The 16,830-nt window shown below is 73.6% G+C and carries 9 protein-coding genes and 1 pseudogene; 2 read left to right on the forward strand and 8 right to left on the reverse strand.

Annotated features, from left to right (window positions below):
• The first annotated feature begins 43 nt into the window (after positions 1 to 43).
• Both ACWEQG_RS32000 and ACWEQG_RS32005 read left to right on the forward strand, forming a co-directional pair.
• The gene (locus ACWEQG_RS32000; RefSeq protein ID WP_452290437.1) at positions 44 to 1,081 is read left to right on the forward strand and encodes a hypothetical protein; all 1,038 of its coding nucleotides are present in this window, start codon (positions 44 to 46) and stop codon (positions 1,079 to 1,081) included.
• Positions 1,078 to 2,298 carry a DUF6716 putative glycosyltransferase gene (locus ACWEQG_RS32005; RefSeq protein WP_452290439.1) on the forward strand — a complete coding sequence of 407 codons (1,221 nt, stop codon included), beginning with the start codon at positions 1,078 to 1,080 and terminating at the stop codon, positions 2,296 to 2,298. Before ACWEQG_RS32000 ends, ACWEQG_RS32005 begins: the two co-directional genes overlap by 4 nt.
• A gap of 26 nt (positions 2,299 to 2,324) precedes the next feature.
• On the opposite strand, the gene ACWEQG_RS32010 is transcribed toward ACWEQG_RS32005, so the two are convergent.
• The 8 genes and pseudogenes from ACWEQG_RS32010 to pulA form a co-directional block, all read right to left on the reverse strand.
• Positions 2,325 to 2,753, reverse strand: coding sequence for a helix-turn-helix domain-containing protein (locus ACWEQG_RS32010; protein ID WP_452290618.1), 429 nt, complete (start codon positions 2,751 to 2,753; stop codon positions 2,325 to 2,327).
• Positions 2,671 to 3,237, reverse strand: a pseudogene (locus tag ACWEQG_RS32015) (AraC-like ligand-binding domain-containing protein); the annotation flags it as partial. The gene ACWEQG_RS32010 and the pseudogene ACWEQG_RS32015, both read right to left, overlap by 83 nt.
• A 297-nt stretch (positions 3,238 to 3,534) precedes the next feature.
• Positions 3,535 to 4,797 carry a polysialyltransferase family glycosyltransferase gene (locus ACWEQG_RS32020; protein WP_452290441.1) on the reverse strand — a complete coding sequence of 421 codons (1,263 nt, stop codon included), beginning with the start codon at positions 4,795 to 4,797 and terminating at the stop codon, positions 3,535 to 3,537.
• Positions 4,790 to 5,740, reverse strand: coding sequence for a glycosyltransferase family 2 protein (locus ACWEQG_RS32025; protein ID WP_452290443.1), 951 nt, complete (start codon positions 5,738 to 5,740; stop codon positions 4,790 to 4,792). The genes ACWEQG_RS32020 and ACWEQG_RS32025 overlap by 8 nt, the downstream gene beginning before the upstream one ends.
• Positions 5,737 to 7,821: an N-acetylneuraminate synthase family protein gene (locus ACWEQG_RS32030; RefSeq protein ID WP_452290445.1), complete on the reverse strand. Its 2,085-nt coding sequence runs from the start codon at positions 7,819 to 7,821 to the stop codon at positions 5,737 to 5,739. The genes ACWEQG_RS32025 and ACWEQG_RS32030 overlap by 4 nt, the downstream gene beginning before the upstream one ends.
• Before the next feature lie 124 nt (positions 7,822 to 7,945).
• On the reverse strand, positions 7,946 to 9,331 hold the full coding sequence (locus ACWEQG_RS32035; RefSeq protein WP_452290447.1) for a sensor histidine kinase: 1,386 nt from the start codon (positions 9,329 to 9,331) through the stop codon (positions 7,946 to 7,948).
• A gap of 153 nt (positions 9,332 to 9,484) precedes the next feature.
• Positions 9,485 to 10,966, reverse strand: coding sequence for a serine hydrolase domain-containing protein (locus tag ACWEQG_RS32040; protein ID WP_452290449.1), 1,482 nt, complete (start codon positions 10,964 to 10,966; stop codon positions 9,485 to 9,487).
• 105 nt (positions 10,967 to 11,071) lie between these two features.
• On the reverse strand, positions 11,072 to 16,786 hold the full coding sequence (pulA, locus tag ACWEQG_RS32045) for a pullulanase-type alpha-1,6-glucosidase (RefSeq protein ID WP_452290451.1): 5,715 nt from the start codon (positions 16,784 to 16,786) through the stop codon (positions 11,072 to 11,074).
• Positions 16,787 to 16,830: the final 44 nt, after the last annotated feature.

The following is a 16,830-nucleotide window of genomic DNA, read 5'->3' on the forward strand; positions in this document are numbered from 1 at the left end:
CGTTCCCGCCGCCGTCGTGTTGGACGGTTAGGGTGAGCGCGTCGTGAACGTTTCATTACGGGGCGTGGAGAACGAGGGACGGCGCCACGCCGCCGGGCAGGGGCAGGCCGTCGCGTGGGTGGAGTCCCCCCTGCAGTTGCTGTCCGTCGTCGAGGCGCACCACGCGGGGCTCCTCGGACCCGCCACCAGGGTGGTGCCGCGGGCCGGGCTGCCCGCGCTGCGGCTGACCCGCCGCGAGCTCGAGCGGCTCGGGCCGCCCGAGGGGCTGGAGCTCGCCGAGCCGTCCCCGCGGGCTCCCCGGCCGGGACGTACGTGGGCGGTCGGCGACGCCTTCTCCGGGCGCGTCCAGCTCGCCCTCCTCACGGCCGTCCCCGGCCGTACGGTGCTGGTGGACGACGGACTTGCCACGATCCGCCTGCTGGAGCTGCTGGTCGAGCGGCGCCCGCTGCTGCGCGCCCGGGGGACGCCCGGCGCCGGCCGCAAGGTCCTGGGCGCCGCCGCCGGGTTCCGCCTGCGCACCCGCGGGCCCACGGTGTTCACCGCGCTCCCGGTGCCCGCCGGCCTCGCCGAGGATGTGGAGGGCGCGGGTGTCCGGCTCGTCCGGCACGACTTCGCCTGGCTGCGCGCCCAGCCGGCCGACCCGCCGCCGCGGGAGGGCACGGTCGTGCTCGGCACCTCGCTCGTACGCAACGGGCTCATCCACCGCGACCGCTACCTGCGCTGGCTGGAGCGGATCGGCGAGCCCGTCGCGTACTTCCCGCACCGCCGGGAGGACCCCCGCGACCTCGACCGGGTGCGCCGGATCGCCGGGCTGACCGTGTACGACGCCGGGGCGCCCGCCGAGATGACGCTGCGCGACCTGCGGCCGGACCAGCGGGTGCTGAGCCTGCCGTCCACCGCGGTCACCTCGCTGCGCGTCCTGCTGTCGGCGCGGGGCGTGCCGGTGGAGACCGTGGACGTGCCGGAGGACTGGTGGACGGCCTCGGCCGCCCCCTCGCTGCGCTCCCACCTCCAGCTGTTCGCCCATCAGCCCCACCAGCCCCTGCCTCACCAGCACGATCCCGGAAAGGTCGCTCCTTGATCCGCCTGCTCGCCGTGGCCGACTCCGACTCCTATCTGAAGTGGGCCGCGGGCCTGCTCGACGCGACCCCGCGGGACTGGGTCACGGAGCTGGCCGTCGTCCGTACGCCCATCGCCCCATCGGCGGCGCAGATCGCCGCCGCGGTGAGCGGCACCCGCACGCGGGCGCTTCCCCCGGTGCTGCCGGCCCGGCAGTTGCGGCGGGCCGCCGAACGGTTCCGGCCGGACGCCGTGCTCCTGGCGTGCACCGGTCCCGTGGTGGACGCGCTGGCGGCGGAGACGCCGGCCGGGCTGCGCCCCCGGCCGGTGCTCGTGTCGGGCCTGCCCGGCATCTCGGTGCCCGCGACGGAGAAGGCGTGGCTGTTCCGCAGCGGCTGCGACCTGTTCGTCGTGCACAGCGGCCGGGAGGTCGCCGAGTTCTCCGGGATCGGCGCGCGGCTCGGCGGGGGAGGGGAGGTGGCGCTGGCCCGCCTGCCCTACCTCGACCTGCTGTCCCGCGAACCGGGCGCGGGCGGCACCGGGGGCGTACGCGACCGGGTCGTGTTCGCCACCCAGGCCAAGGTGCCCCGCCGGCGCGAGGAGCGGGAGCGCATCCTGCTCGCCCTGGCCGAGCTCGGGCGGGCCAGGCCCGACCTGGACGTGGTGGTCAAGCTGAGGGCCCGCGACGACGAACGGCAGACGCACAACGAACGTCACCATTACGAGCGGCTGTGGACCGCGCTGGAGGCCGAGGGCCGCGTGCCCGCGGGCGCCGTGCGCTTCGCCGCCGGCCCGATGCACGAGCACCTGAGCCACGCCGCCGGCTTCGTCACGGTCAGCTCCACGGCGGCGCTGGAGGCGATCGCCGCGAACGTGCCGCTGCTCGTGCTGTCCGACTTCGGGGTCAGCGCGGAGATGATCAACCTGGTGTTCGAGGGCAGCGGCTGCCTGGGCACCCTGGACGACCTCGCGAAGGCGGACTTCCGGGTGCCGGCCGAGGAATGGTGCCGGGCCAACTACTTCCACGATCCCTCGGCCGGCGACTGGACCGGCCGGGTCGCCGCGCTGGTCGCCGCGGCCCGCGCGGGAACGCTGGAGCCGGCGCGCTCGCTCCTCGACGGCCCCGAGCACGCGGCGGCCCGGCGCCGCGCCCGGCTGCGCCTGGAGGTGCCGCCCCGGATGCTGCGGTACGGCTACCGCGCCAAGCGCCGGATGCGCCGCTACCTCAAGGCGCTGTAGCCCCCGCCCGGGACGGCACGGTGGCCTCAGCCCGGCGCTCGCCCGGCCGCCGCGAGATCGCGGTGGTCGCGTGGTGACATGCCGTAGGCGGCGCGGAAGGCGCGGCTGAAGGTCGCGGCGTCGGTGAAGCCCCAGCGGGCGGCGACGGACTGGATGGGGAGGGAGCGCCGCCGGGGGTCGGCGAGGTCGCGGTGGCACTGTTCCAGCCGGCATCGGCGGATCCAGGCCGCCACCGTGAGGCCCTGCTCCGCGAAGAGCGTGTACAGGTGCCGGACGGAGATCTGGTGTGCCGCGGCGATGGTCTCCGGGGTCAGGCCGGTGCCTGAGGTGTCCGGCCAGGACGCCGGTGATGCCGGGCCGTATGGGAAACGGCGCGGCGGCGAGCCGCCCGACCACGCCGGCCCGCAGGCCGAGCGCGGCCCGGGGGAACTGGACGACCAGTGACTTGGCCGGATCGCCGTCGGGCCCTCGCCATCCCTGGTACGGCCGGGAGGAATCGATGGTGAGGAACTGCCCGGCACGGAAGGTCGCGTCACGCCCGGCCTGTCGCAGGCAGCCGGCGCCACCGAGGAGGAGGTGCAGCTGGAAGATCTCGGGATCCGACTGCCGGATGAGCTTGGTGGTCCGGTTCACCCGCAGCGTGTGGTGGCTCATCAGCGAAAGCTGCACCGTGCCGAGGTCGAACACCCGCGCGGACGCGTGGAAACGGGCGGGATGCTCGGTGTCCAGCCTTGCCGCCTCGGCGCGAAGCGTGCTGCCGCTCCGGCGTGATCGCATCCGCTGCGTGCACGAATCGCCATGAATCGTGCAGAGGGCGTCAAGATATCCGCGACGGACCCGGGCACCCTGACTCCAGAGAGCGGTTCCGCGCCGCGACGACCCACGACACGCCTCGGAGGAAGCCCTATGGCCACCCCACGCGAGAGCACTCTCCCGCATCGGGCGCCGGCGGCCCTGTCCCACGAACCTCGGCAGCAGCCACGGGCGCCGTGCCCGACGCAGACCTGCGCCGAACCCGGAGCCCGGCCACTTCCGTGCCTGCTCATCGCCCCCGAGCCTCCCGTGGCCGGCCGCGGCGTCCGCGTACCGAGGTGTGGCCGGACGGCGTCACCACCGCAGCCCCCGGCGGCGGACGGCCCGACCGTGGTCGCCATGTGCTGCTGATCGCCGCGCGAGATCACCCCGGGGCACACCCTAAAAGATCGTGTCCCGTTCTGTCTCGCGCGGGGCGAGGGCTCAGCGGGACAGCAGGCGGCGCAGCCGCGACCGCGGGACGGCCGGGGCGGGGACGGGCGGCTCGACCAGGCCCAGCGACTCCAGCCTGCGCTTCTTGAAGTGACGCGCCGGCCCGTGGGCGCGCACGTATGCCGCGGCGGTCTCGCGCAGGCCTGGGTGGGCCGTGCTCTGCATGCAGTAGCCCACGGCCGCGACCAGGGCGGGCAGGTCGGCGGCGGGCGGCTCGGTGATCGTGCCGTCGGCCTCCAGCCGGGGCAGCGTCGCGTCCACGATCGTCGCCGGGATCCGGTTGCTGTTCTCGTACGGCGTGAGCCGTTCGAGCACCAGATCGGTGCCGGTGGCCGCGACGGGCAGACCGAACAGCCGCCGCGCGGTCACCAGCGCCGTGGAGAAGCACCCGGCGACCAGTTCGGGGCGGTGCGCGGCGAAACACGCCTCGGCGGGCGTCGCCGCGGGGGCCACGAGGAGCTCGACGCCCAGCTCCGCGGCGACCGGCCGCAGCTCGCGGGCGTGCCGCCGCCCGGCGGCGGGGTGCGGCTTGAACAGCACGGTCCGGTGGCCGCGCGCCGCCACGCCGCGCAGCATGCGCGCGTGGAGCGCGGCCTCCTCGGCCGCCGTGACCAGGCCGAGCGCGGACAGGTACTGGCCGAGGATGACCGCCTCGGCGCGTGGCGCCGCCTCGGCCGCCTCCGCGACCCGGTCCGTCACCGAGGTGAACGACGAGTCCGCCAGGGCCTCGGCCGGCACGCCGTGCTCGGCCAGGAGCAGGGGCGCCAGGCCCGGGGCGAGGTCGAGGTGGAGCAGCCGGGTGATCCGGCCGGCGATCTCCTGCGGGAGCGGGTCGCGGGTCGGCCCGTAGCTCATGAGGCCGTCGGAGTAGACCGTGATCGGGCAGTCCTTGACCAGGCCCGCGAGCGTACGCGACGGGGGCACCGCGACCGACTCCAGCACCAGCTCGCCCGGGTCGCCGGTCAGGTCGCGCAGCAGGCGGCCGAGCATGGGCGTCTCGATCGAGCGCGGCTTCCAGTCCGACGGGTGCAGCGGCGCGATGATCTCGTTCCAGGACAGGACGCGGTCGAACCTGTCCCGCAGCGCGGCGAACCCCGGCGCCTCGTCCGGCGCCGGGGTGACCTCCGGGATCGCCGCGTTGTTGGACACGAGAAGGATCCGGCCGCCGTCGCGGAACCGCCCCTCGTCGATCGCCGCCGCGAGAGTCATCGCGCCGAACAGCGTGGAGGCGTAGAACAGCGTGGAGTCAGGCACGCGGCCCTCCGGGTAAGTAGGGCCCGAGCAGGGCGGCCCGCTCGGGTTCCAGGCCGCCGACGGCCTCGGCGCGCGTCTCACGCGGCAGCCGGGCGAGCGCCGCCCGCGCCCGCTCGTCGAACCGGGCGCGTACGGCGGGGGTGAACCGGCCGGCCAGCTCGATGTGGTGGGCGAGCAGCGCGCACAGGTTGCGGGCGGCCTTGGGCAGATACCGGGGCTCGGTCTCGTCGAGCACGATGTCGTAGGCGTCGAAGAAATGGAGCTGCCGCTCGTCGCCGATCCGCGTGAGCGAGGCCGAGAGCCCCCGCCGGTAGAACACCCCGGCGAGGGAGACCACGGCGTACGACCGGGCCAGGCGGTGCAGCCGCCAGATCCACGGGCGGTCCTCGGCGGTGTGCAGCCCGGTGGGGAAGGTCAGCAGGTCGTCCAGCTCGCGCCGGTAGATCCCGGCCCACGCGTAGGGGTAGTCGACCATGGTCTTGTAGTCCGCCGGCAGGATGCCGTCGCGCGGGTCCAGCACGACGCCGCGGCGTGGCTGCGGCGCCCGGTGCGTCTCCCGCCTGCGGCCCTCGACCTGCACGTGGTCCACCCGCACGAAGTCACATCCGAGCCCGTCGATGGCGGCGACGAGCCGGGGCAGGTAACCGGGTGCGAGCCAGTCGTCGGCGTCGAGGAAGGTGACGTAGCGGCCCGCGGCGAGTTTCAGCCCGGCGTTGCGGGCGCCGGCCAGCCCCAGCGGCACCGGGTTGCGGACGACGGTGAGCCCCGGCAGGTCGCGCCGGAAGTCCTCGACGACCTCCGGCGTGGCGTCCGCGGACCCGTCGTCCACGACGACGACCTCGGTCTCGAACGCGCGCGTCCGGTTGCGCACGAGCGAGGTGAGGGCGTCGCCGAGGTACTCCTCGCCGTCCCGGACCGGCACGACCACCGATAGTGTGATCATGCCGTGACGCGGCGCAGGCGGGCCCGCGGGGCCTCCTCGCCGGGGTAGACGCGCTTCACGCCGTCGCCCAGGGCGGTCTCGATGGTGCGGATGTCGCGGACCAGGTGATCCAGACCGGTGGGCTCCAGCGAGGCGGCGTGGTCGGAGCCCCACATCGCCCGGTCGAGGGTGATGTGCCGCTCGACGGTCACCGCGCCCAGCGTCACGGCGGCCAGCGAGATCTGCAGCCCGCGCTCGTGCCCCGAGTAGCCGACCGGCACGCCGTACCGCTGCCGGAGGGTGGTGATCATGCGGAGGTTGGCCTCCTCGGGCGGGAGCGGATAGGTGGAGGTGGCGTGCATCATCACCAGGCGCTCGGTGCCGAGGATCTCCACCGCCGCGTCGATCTCCTCGATCGTCGACATGCCGGTGGACAGGATGACCGGCTTGCGGGTGGCGGCCAGCGCCCGCAGCAGCTCGTGGTCGGTCACCGAGGCCGAGGCCACCTTGTGCGCGACGACGTCCATGTCCTCCAGGAACTCCACCGACGGCACGTCCCAGGGCGAGGCGAACCAGTCGATGCCGCGCTCCTCGCAGTACTTGGCGATGTGGGCGTACTCGTCCGCGCCGAACTCAGTCCGGATCTTGTACTCCATGTAGGTCATCTCGCCCCACGGCGTCTGCCGGATCTGGTCGCGCTGCTCCGGCGGCACGCAGATCTCCGGGGTGCGCTTCTGGAACTTGACCGCCTGGCAGCCGGCGTCGGCGGCCACGTCGATCAGCCTGCGGGCGATGTCGACGTCGCCGTTGTGGTTGATGCCGATCTCGCCGATGACGTAGACGGGCTGCCCGGGACCGACCAGCGACCTGCCGATCCGCACCGGCCGCGGCTGCCCGGGGTGGCGGGCGACGGTGACGGGCGCGGGGGCCGGCACCGTCTCCAGCGCGGTGGCCGGGCGGGCCGCGAGCACCCGGTCGGACAGCTCGCGCACGGCCCCGGCGCCTCCGGGGGCCGACAGCACGACGCGGGCCGCGGCACGCACCCGGGGGTGGGCGTCGGGCACCGCGACCGGCCAGCCGACGATCGCCATGCAGGACAGGTCGTTGACGTCGTTGCCCACGTACGCGACGCGCTCGGGGGCAACGCCCTCGGCGGCCAGCCATTCGCGCAGCGCGGCGTCCTTGGCGGCGAGGCCCTGCACCACCGGGACGCCGAGCTTGGCGGCGCGGGCGGCGACGACGGGGTTGCGCTCGGTCGACAGCACGAGCACCCGCACGCCCGCCCGGCGCAGCAGCGCGATCCCCATTCCGTCGGAGCGGCTGACCGCGACCATCTCCCGGCCGTCGGAGTCGACGAACGCGCGGTCGTCGGTGTGCACGCCGTCGAAGTCGGTGACGACCGCGTCCACGTCGATCGGCAGCGGCTCGTCCACGAACGGCGCGAGCGCCCGGGCGATCTCCAGGTCCTCGGGGGTGTCGATCTCGACCGCGTGCCGGGCGGGCACCGGCTGGACCGCGACCCTGCCGGAGAAACGGTGGCCGCGCTCGCGCAGGCCCTCGGTGCGCATGACGTAGAAGGCGCCGGTCTCGCGGTAGTGGGGCTCGCGGTCCTGGCGGCGCGGGCGCACGGCCGGGTCGTGGTTCACCCCGTCGCCGGCGCCGGTCCAGACGAACTCGTAGGTCTCGGTGGCGGCGAAGACCGAGTCGGCCTCGCCGTCCAGCACCTTGGCGACGGCGGCGTCGAGGTCGCGGGGGTCGAGGAACGCGCTGGTGCACTGGACGAGCACGACGATCTCCGGCTCCTCGCCGGACAATCCGGACGGCCCGGACAGCTCGGACAGGGCGTGGAGCACGGCGCTCTCGCTGGAGGCGGTCGGGCCGCTGAGCTCCGCGGGCCGGCGTACGACGCGGGCGCCGGCGGCCGAGGCCGCCTCGGCGATCCGGTCGTGGTCGGTGCTGACGATCACCTCGTCCACCAGTTCGGCGCGCAGACAGGCGTCCACGGCGCGGGCGACGAGCGGGACCCCGCCCACCTTCTCCAGGTTCTTCAGTGGGACGCCCACCGAGCCTCCACGGGCGGGGACGACGGCCAGCACTCGCACGAGTGACTCCTCTACCTGCGACATCGGGAACCCGTGTGACCCAAGGGGGCCGGGGTGTCCCGAAAACTAGCCAGCAGGTCCTTTCGTTCGGGGTTACTCGGCTGAACGACCAGGGGCGCCGTTCTTAACTTTGGGTGTCGCCGCACGCCGCGGCGGGCCCGGCCGGGGCCAGCGGCAGCGTGATCACGAACCGCACGCCGGGCTCGCCGTCCGTGACGTCCTCGACGCGGATGGACCCGCCGTGGGCCTCCACGACCTCGCGGGCGATGGCCAGGCCCAGGCCCGTGCCGCCCCGGGCGCGGCTGCGCGCCGCGTCGGTGCGGTAGAACCGCTCGAAGATTCGCTCGCGGTCCGCCTCGGGGATCGGCCGGCCGTCGTTGCGCACGTACAGGACGGCCTCCTCCTCGGTGCGCTCGACGCGTACGCACACCACCGTCAGCGCGTGCCGCTCGGCGTTGTCGAGCAGGTTCGCCACCACCCGGGCGAGGTGGCGGCGCAGACCCCTGACGACCACGCCGGGGGTGTTGTGGAGGTGGGTCGGCAGCCGCTCCCGAAGCCGCTCGACCTCGCAGACGACCAGGTGGGACAGGTCGACCTCCTCCCTGGCGGTCTCGGGGACCGTGGGGATCCGGGCGAGCAGGAGCAGGTCGGCGACGATCGCCTCCAGCCGCTCGGTGTCGCGCAGCGCGGCGCAGACGGCTTCGTCGGTGTCCTCGGGGTGCAGCCGCGCGCTCTCCAGCTGGGCGCGGATCCCGGCGATGGGGGTGAGCAGCTCGTGTGAGGCGTCGGCGGCGAACTGCCGCTGCCGCTGGATCGACATGTCCAGCCGGGACAGCGCGTCGTTGGCCGCCTGGGCCAGCCGGGAGAACTCGTCGTCGCCGGGCGGCTCGGGCACGCGGCCGCCGGGGTTCCTCTCGGTGATCTCGGCCAGCTCCGAGCGGATCGCCTCCACCGGCCGCAGCGCGCGGCTCGTGGCCTTGTAGGCCGTGTAGCCCGCCAGCGCGGTGAGCAGCAGGGCCGCCAGGAGCAGCGCCGGCAGCGTGAAGGGGGTGTCGAGGATCGGCGGGGCCGCCCGGCCCGCGTAGACGAGGTCCGAGCCGGGGCCCGGGGACACCCGCAGCACGGTCACGTAGAGGCAGTCGCGCCCGGCGGGCGAGCAGGCCGTCGTCTGGGTGATCTCGCGGCCGGGGGCCGTGCGTAACGGGCTCAGGCGCGGCAGATGTCTGGCGGCGGCGCTCTCGGCGACGATCCGGCCGTCCGGCCCCGTCACCTCGATCAGGTCGATGCCGTTCTCGCCGGGCGGGATGGGGTTGCTCAGCCGTCCGTCGCGGATCTGCGCGGCGACGTGGGTGGCGGTGTCCAGGCTCCGGTCCCAGATGCGGTCCGCGACCGCGTCGCGGACGAGCACGTGCACCACGATCGCGAGCGGGATCAGCAGGATCGCCGCGGTCCCGGTGGCGATGAGTGCCAGCCGGGCTCGCAGCGACGGGGAGCGCCTGGGGAGGAGCATTACCCGAGGCTACTCATGGTCATCTTTAGGGAAACTCGCGACAGCGAAAAGCTCGCCCCAAAGTTGCTCAAAGTCTCCCAATACTGCGGGGTGCCGGGTGGGTGCGGGCGCTCGGCGAGACGTACGCGTCCCTCACGGACCGTGATGTGTCATCTACGCGACGTCGGGCCGTGTCATCAGCGGCGACCGCAGATGCAACGCCAGGTCGGGGCCGGTCAGGGGCACGACGTTCCACGTCGCCACGGCTGTGCCCGCGTCGGCGTCGACCACCAGCCGGACCCGGTGCGGGGTGGTGATGACATAGAGATCGGCGACGAACGTGCCGCCCTGCCAGGCGCCGGCCGCGACGACGGGGCGGCCGAGCGGTGCGCTCTCCCGCCATTCGCCGTGGCCGGCCTCGACGTCGAGGGAGGACCCGAGCCGCAGGATCCATCCGCCGTCCACGGGATCGACGGCCACCGTGGTTCCGCCGGGCAGCGCCGAATCCTCGGCGGAGGCGTCGATTCTCGCCTTGACGGAACGCTCCGGGGCGGCCGAACCCGGCACCGGCGCGAACGACAGCCGCCGCAGCCGCTCGGCGAGGATCTCGTCGTCCCCGGTGCTTCCCGGGAGCTCGGTGCTTCCCGGGAGCTGGGTGCTTCCCGCGAGCTCAGTGCTCCCCGCCTGGTCCACGCCGGGCAGCAGGCACTCCCAGACCGGGTCGAGTATCGCCTCCCCCTGCGCGACGGCGGCGGTCACGGCGACCACGAGATCGTGCGACGGGACGACCACGCACAGCTGGCCGAAGGCGCCCTCGCCGCGATATCCGTGACGTGACATCCAGAACTGGTAGCCGTACCCGCAGAGCGCGTCGGGGTTCTCCGACCAGCCCTCGACCTGCTGGGTGTCGATGTGGCGTCTGGTGGCGAGCTCCACCCATTCGCGCGGGACGAGCCGCCGGTCGCCCCACAGGCCCCCGCGCAGCAGCAGTTCACCGAAGGCGGCGACGGCCTCGGTCGTGAGGTGCAGCCCGTGGAATCCGAAGGCGGCGCCGCTCGCCACCCGGTCCCATTCGGCGTGGCCGACGCCCATCGGCCGGAAGAGGCGCTCGTCGAGCAGTTCCGGCAGGCCGCGCCCGGTGACCCGTTCCACCATCCGGGCCAGGACGAAGGTGGTCGCGTTGTCGTAGGCGTGCCGCGTTCCCTCGGCCTCGGGGAACGGCACGCGCAGGAATCCCTTCACCAGGTCGCCCGGTTCCAGGCGCCAGGCCTCGTCGAGGCTGTCCGTACGGTGCCCGGCCGTCATGGACAGCAGGTGGTGGACGGTGAGGCGGCGTCCCTGCTCGGAAATGCCGGCCGGGACGTGCTCGGGCAGCACGTCCACCACCCGGTCGTCCAGCGAGAGCAGCCCGTCGGCGATCGCGAGCCCCACGGCGATCGAGGTGAACGACTTGGTCAGCGAGTAGAGAAGGTGCGGGCGCCCGGCCGAGTACGGCGCCCACCAGCCTTCGGCGACGACGTGACCGTTGCGGACGATCATCAGGGAGTGACACTCGACGGATCCCGCTTCGAGCCGGTCCAGCAACGTGGCGATCGATCGGGACGACATCCCCGAGGCGGCCGGGGTCGAGCGCGGCAGGAGGCGCTGGGAGGGCATCCGGACACGCTAACGAAACCGCGCGAGCCCGCTCAATGGAGTTTCGAGACGCGGCGCGGAGCCGCCGTGCGCCGGGCGCGGGAGAGCCCGCGCCCGGCGCCGCCCCTAGCGCGGCTGGGTGAACACCGCCACCGTGCGGGCGGGCACGGTCAGCGTGCCGGTCGCCGGGTCCGCCGCCGCCTGCCGGACCACCGGATCGTCCGACGCGGCCTGCACGGGGTGCAGCGCGGCCCCGGCGCCCTTCAGCGCGGGCACGACCGGTGCGGCGGTCCTCCCGGTGGCGTTGAACACCACGTAGATCGCCGTGCTCGCGGGATCGGCTCCGGCGGCGTCGATCCGCATGACGATCACGCCGGGGGTGCCGGACGGCGGGAAGGAGACCCGCCTGCCGATCTCCGCGGCCGAGCCCAGTGAGAAGGCGGGGGAGGAGTAGCGGATCCGCAGGAACTCGCCGAACCTCGCCCGCGCCGCCCCGATCGCCGCGCAGTCCGGCCGCAGCGCCGGGTCGGCCAGCAGGGGCCGCGCGTACGGCCAGCGCGCCTCGTTGTCCTTCGCGGGCGGCAGGCCGCCGCCGAAGCCGTTCCCCTGGCGGCAGTCCCACAGCAGGCGGTTGAACCAGTCGCCCGAGTCGTAGGAGTTGCGGTCGAGCGACTTCGACCGCAGCCGCTCGCTGCCGGCGTGGACGAAGGCCGTGCCCTGGCCGAGCAGGACCGTCGCCAGCGACAGCGACTGCATCCTGACCCGGTCGGCCATGGGGGTGTCCTTCGGCAGCTTGTAGGCGAGCGCGTCGAACAGCGTCTCGTTGTCGTGGGCGTCCACGTAGGTCACCGTGTCCGCGGGCCCGGCGGCGTACCCGGCCGGCGTGCCGTTGTAGTCGACCTCCGCGCCCTTGACCGGAGTTCCGCCCGAGCCGGTGAACGTGAAGTCGCGCAGGTTGCCCGCGAGCCCGAGCTTGACCAGGTCCTCGTAGTGCGCGAGCCGGTCCCCGGGGGTGTCGGCCAGGCCGGAGCCGAGGCCCCGGACGCCCGGGTCCGCGTCGAACGGCGTGCCGCCGCGGACGGCGTCGCGCAGCCGGTCGCTGAACGTGCCGACCCCGGTGCCCGCCATGTTGGCCTGGGTGGCCTGCTCGAACCTGGCGTCGTCGGCCACCTCGCCGAAGTTCCAGCCCTCGCCGTACAGGATGATCGACTTTCCGTCCACACCGTCCTTGCCCGGCGTGAGCGCGTCGAGGGCCCTGCGCACGGCGAGGATGTTCGCCTTGGGGTGGTGGCCCATCAGGTCGAACCGGAAGCCGTCGACCTTGTACTGCTTCGCCCAGGTGACGATCGAGTCGACCACGAGCCGGCCCATCATGGCGTGCTCGGGGGCGGTGTTGGCGCAGCAGGTGGAGGCGGCCACCGTGCCGTCGTCCATGAGCCGGTGGTAGTAGCCCGGGACCACGCGGTCGAGCACGCTTCCGGGGTCCTGCCCCGAGGCGTGGGTGTGGTTGTAGACCACGTCCATGACCACCCGCAGGCCCGCGCCGTTGAGCCCCGCGACCATCTCGCGGAACTCCTTGATCCGCCGGTCGGGATCGGTCGCGTACGAGCCCTCGGGCACGGTGTAGTGCAGCGGGTCGTAGCCCCAGTTGAAGGAGTCCTTCGCGGCCGTCTCCGCGACGCACGCCTGCTGCCGGTCGGAGTCCGGCGGCAGCGCGGCCAGGTCGCACCCCGGCTCGGTGCGGTCCGCCTTCCGGTCGGGCACGGTCGCGAAGTCGAAGGCCGGCAGCAGGTGGACGTGCGTGAGCCCGTCCTTGGCCAGGCTCCGCAGCTCGGTCATCCCGGCGCTGCCGCCCTCGGTGAACGCCTTGTACGTGCCCCGCTCGGCCTCGGGGACCGTGCTGTCGGAGGCCGAGAAGTCGCGCACGTGCAGCTCGTAGATCGACGCCCGGTCCTGGCGCACCGCCGGGGGCTTGGTCAGCCCCGTCCATCCCTCGGGCCGCAGCGACCGGTCGTCGAGGTCGACGATCTGGCTGCGCCCCGAGCCCGCCGAGACCGACAGGCTGTAGGGGTCGGTCACCTCGTTGGTGACGATCTTCCCGGCGGCCGGGGCGTAGACGGTGACGAGGTAGGTGTAGTACCTGCCCCGCCACGACGCCGGGCCGTCGATCGACCACACGCCGGTCGCGTCGTCCCTGCGCATCCGGTGGACCGTCCTGCGATCGCCGGCCGGGCCGTCGTAGAGGGCCAGCTCGACCTTCTGCGCGGTGGGCGCCCACACCGCCAGTCTTCCGTTCCCGGTGGGGCCGAGCGGGACCTTCGCCGCTCCGCCGTACAGGTCGTCGAGCGCGCCGGGGATCTGCACGCCGGTGGCGGTCAGCAGCGCGCCGGAGGGCCCGCGCTCGACGGCCACGACCTGTCCGCGCAGCGCGTCGCGCACGAGGTCCGCGTCGCGCGGGTCCACCTTCAGCGCGCCGTACGCCGCCAGATGCGGCCACGTGGCCTTCTGGGCATCGGTGAGCTGCCCGGGCGTCAGGCGGACGAGGTGGACGTCCCCGGTCAGGCCGCCCTTGTCGTAGGCGATGTCGCCCTTCGGCGAATAGGCCAGCGCGTAGTGGTTCGCCTCGGCGACCCCGCCCTTCCACGCGACCGTGTCCCGGTCGATCCACTGGGCCGTGGCCTTGGACAGGTCGGCGTCCGCTCCGGTGGCCGCGGGCTGCGGCAGCAGGTATCCGTCCACACCTGACAGTTTCCACACCTCGTGGCCGCTCACGCCGAGGTCCAGCGACTGGTCGGCCTGCTGGTCCTTCTGATCGCCCTTGTGGATGATCCACCCGAGCGTCTTGGCGCCCTCCTTGAGCGGCACCTCGAAGTACACGCCGAAGCGGTCGGTTCCGGCGGGCTTCAGCGGGTCGCCCCATTCGACCGAGCCGGACGCGTCGCCCCAGAAGTGCAGGCCCCAGCCGTCGTAGTCGCCGTCCGCGCGGTGGTAGTGCAGCACCGCGACGTTCCGCGCCGCCGCCGCGCTGCCGTGGACCGCCGCCCCGCCCGAGTTCACGTACGCCTCGGGCTGCCGGGCCGGGACGAACGACTGGTCGGGCCCGGGGTCCTTCGTGTCGCCCTTGTGGATGATGTAGTTCAGCGGCGCGTCGGCGTTCTTCAGCGGCACCCGCCAGAAGGCGCCGAAGGCGTCGGTCCCGTCCGGCGGGCGCGGCGTGCTCCAGTCGGTGCCCGCGCCGCCGGCGATCGCGTCGCCCCACAGGTGCAGTCCCCAGCCGTCGTACGCGCCGTCCGGGCGGCGGTAGTGGATCGTGGCGTAGCCCTCGGCGGCGGCCCGGGAGGCGTACACGTCCGGCCTGCCCTCCATGAGCCACACCTCGCCCGTACGCGTGGGATTCACCGTCCGGTCGCCCTGGTCCTTGGTGTCGCCCTTGTGCGTGATCAGGCCGACCTCGGTGGCGCCGGGCTTCAGCTTCAGCCAGGCGAAGCGGCCGAACGCGTCCTCGCCCGCGAAGGCGACGGGTGAGCCCCATTCGACCGTCTGGTCGATGTCGCCCCAGGCGTGCAGTCCCCAGCCGTCGTAGTCGTTCCGCTTGTAGTGGACCACCAGGTGGTCGCGCCTGACCGCGCCCGGCTCGTCCGCCGCGGGTTCCGGCCCGGCAGTCGCGGTCGCCGTGGCGCCCGCGTGCCGGCCCGCCGCGTCCTTGACCACCGCCTTGTACGCGAGAGGGGCGCCCTCGGGCACGCCGGTCAGGTCGTGGAAGACGCGGTAGGTGTGGCCGTTGGGGGCGTCGTCGGTGCCGAGCACCCGCCACGGCGCGTTCCCCGCCTTGACGGCGAACGTGACCTGCGCGAACCCGGTGCCGGGCACCTCGGCGGTGATCGGCACGCGGCCGTCCGCCGCCGTCCCGCGCAACGTCGTGCCGGGCAGCGTGAGGGCGATCTCCGGCACCGAGGCCGGGGCGGCCAGGGCCCTGTCGGCGCGGTGGACCACGGCCGACATCGGCGGCACGGTCACGGCCAGCCTCCCGTCGGCCGCGGTGGCGAGCCTGCCCGTCCCGCCGTAGACCTGGGTGAAGGAGGCCCCGGCCGAGTACGTCGGGATCTGGACGGTCTTCGCCGCCGCGCCGTTGTTGAGCGCGACCACGAACTCGACCCGCTCCTTCGCGCCGATCCGGGAGAAGGCGTACACCCCTCCGCTCGTCAGCCGCTCGATCTGCGCGCCGTCCGCGAGCGCCGGGTAGCGGTCGCGCAGCCGGGCCAGTTCGGCGATCGAGGTGTAGAGGGGGTGTGTGGTGACGAAGTTGCCGGTCGCGTGGGTGGCGGTGGTGCCGATGAGGTCGTCGTCGAGGTAGTCGGCCGTCTTGGAGGCGAACATCGGCTGCCGCGCGTCCTTGTCGCCGCCCGCGCCGGTGAAGCCCTGCTCGTCGCCGTAGTACACGACCGGCTGGCCGCGCGTCAGGTACATCAGCTGGTGGGCCAGGCGGTCGCGGGCGAGCAGCGTGGCGTCGCCGGCCGACGGGTCGTCCTGCCGGAGGAAGTGGCCGATCCGGCCCATGTCGTGGTTGCCGAGGAACGTCGGCAGCGACGAGGCGTTGGAGTCGGCGTCGGTGAAGTAGTCGTCGCCGGCGTAGAGCCGGCTCAGGCTCGCGGCGTCGCCGCCGCTCGCGTACGACCGCGCCGCCTCCTGGAAGCCGAAGTCCAGCGTGGCGTCGAGCGTGCCGGTGGTGGTGTAGCGGCTCTCGAACGCCGGATCGGAGCTGTAGACCTCGCCGAACATGAAGAACCTGTCGTTGCCGAGCCGTGCGGCGTAGCCGTGCAGCGCGGGCGCGAAACGCCGCCAGAACTCCATGCCGACGTGCTTGGCGGTGTCGATCCGGAAGCCGTCGATGCCGGTCTCCCTGACCCACGTCGTGTAGATGTCGGTCATGCCCCTGACGACCTCGGGGCGCTCGGTCCACAGGTCGTCGAGGCCGTCGAAGTCGCCGTACTCGGAGCTCTCGCCGGAGAAGGTCGAGTTGCCCCGGTTGTGGTACATGGTCGGGTCGTTCAGCCAGGACGGCACCTTCGACTTCGCCGTCACCACCGGCGTGTACGGGAACGAGTCGGCGGTGACCTTCGGGAAGTCGTCGCGCAGGGCGTGGTCGCGGTCGTCGAAGGCCCGCCCGGAGGCGTCCACGTAGGGGTAGGCCGCCTTGCCGCGATAGCCGTACGTCTTCTCGGCGTAGTCGATGAGGTCGGCCGTGTGGTTGGTGATGATGTCGAAGAACACCTTCATGCCGCGCTTGTGCGCCTCCTTGACGAGGCGCTTCATCTGCGCGTTGGTGCCGAGGTGCGGGTCGATCCTGGTGAAGTCGGTGATCCAGTAGCCGTGGTAGCCGGCGCTGGCGCCTCCACCCGTGCCCTGCACGGGCCGGTTCTCGAACGACGGCGTGAGCCAGATGGCCGTGCTGCCCAGGCCCTTGATGTAGTCGAGCCTCCCGATCAGCCCGGCGAGGTCGCCGCCCTGGTAGAAGCCCTTGTCGGCCGGGTCGAAGCCGGTCGTCAGCCGGTCGCCGGACAGCCCGCCCCGGTCGTTGGCGGGGTCGCCGTTGGCGAACCGGTCGGTCATCGCGAAGTACAGCCGCTCGCGGGACAGGTCCGTGCGGAGGGCGTCGCGGGCGAGTTCGGCGTCGGACGGCGCGCCGGCCGCGACGCCGGCAGGTGTCGGCGGGGCCGGCGCGGCCAGGGCGGACGCCGCCGGGGGAGACGTCAGACAGGGGGCGATGAGCGCGGCGGCGAGTGCCGCGACGAGGGACAGCGCTGCGGGCACGCGCGTACGCCGGTGCTGGGGGGTCACCATGGCCCGGAAGCTAGTGATGAGTGCACATCCGTGCAAGACTTTGC

It is taken from the genome of Microbispora sp. NPDC004025 (assembly GCF_053604425.1).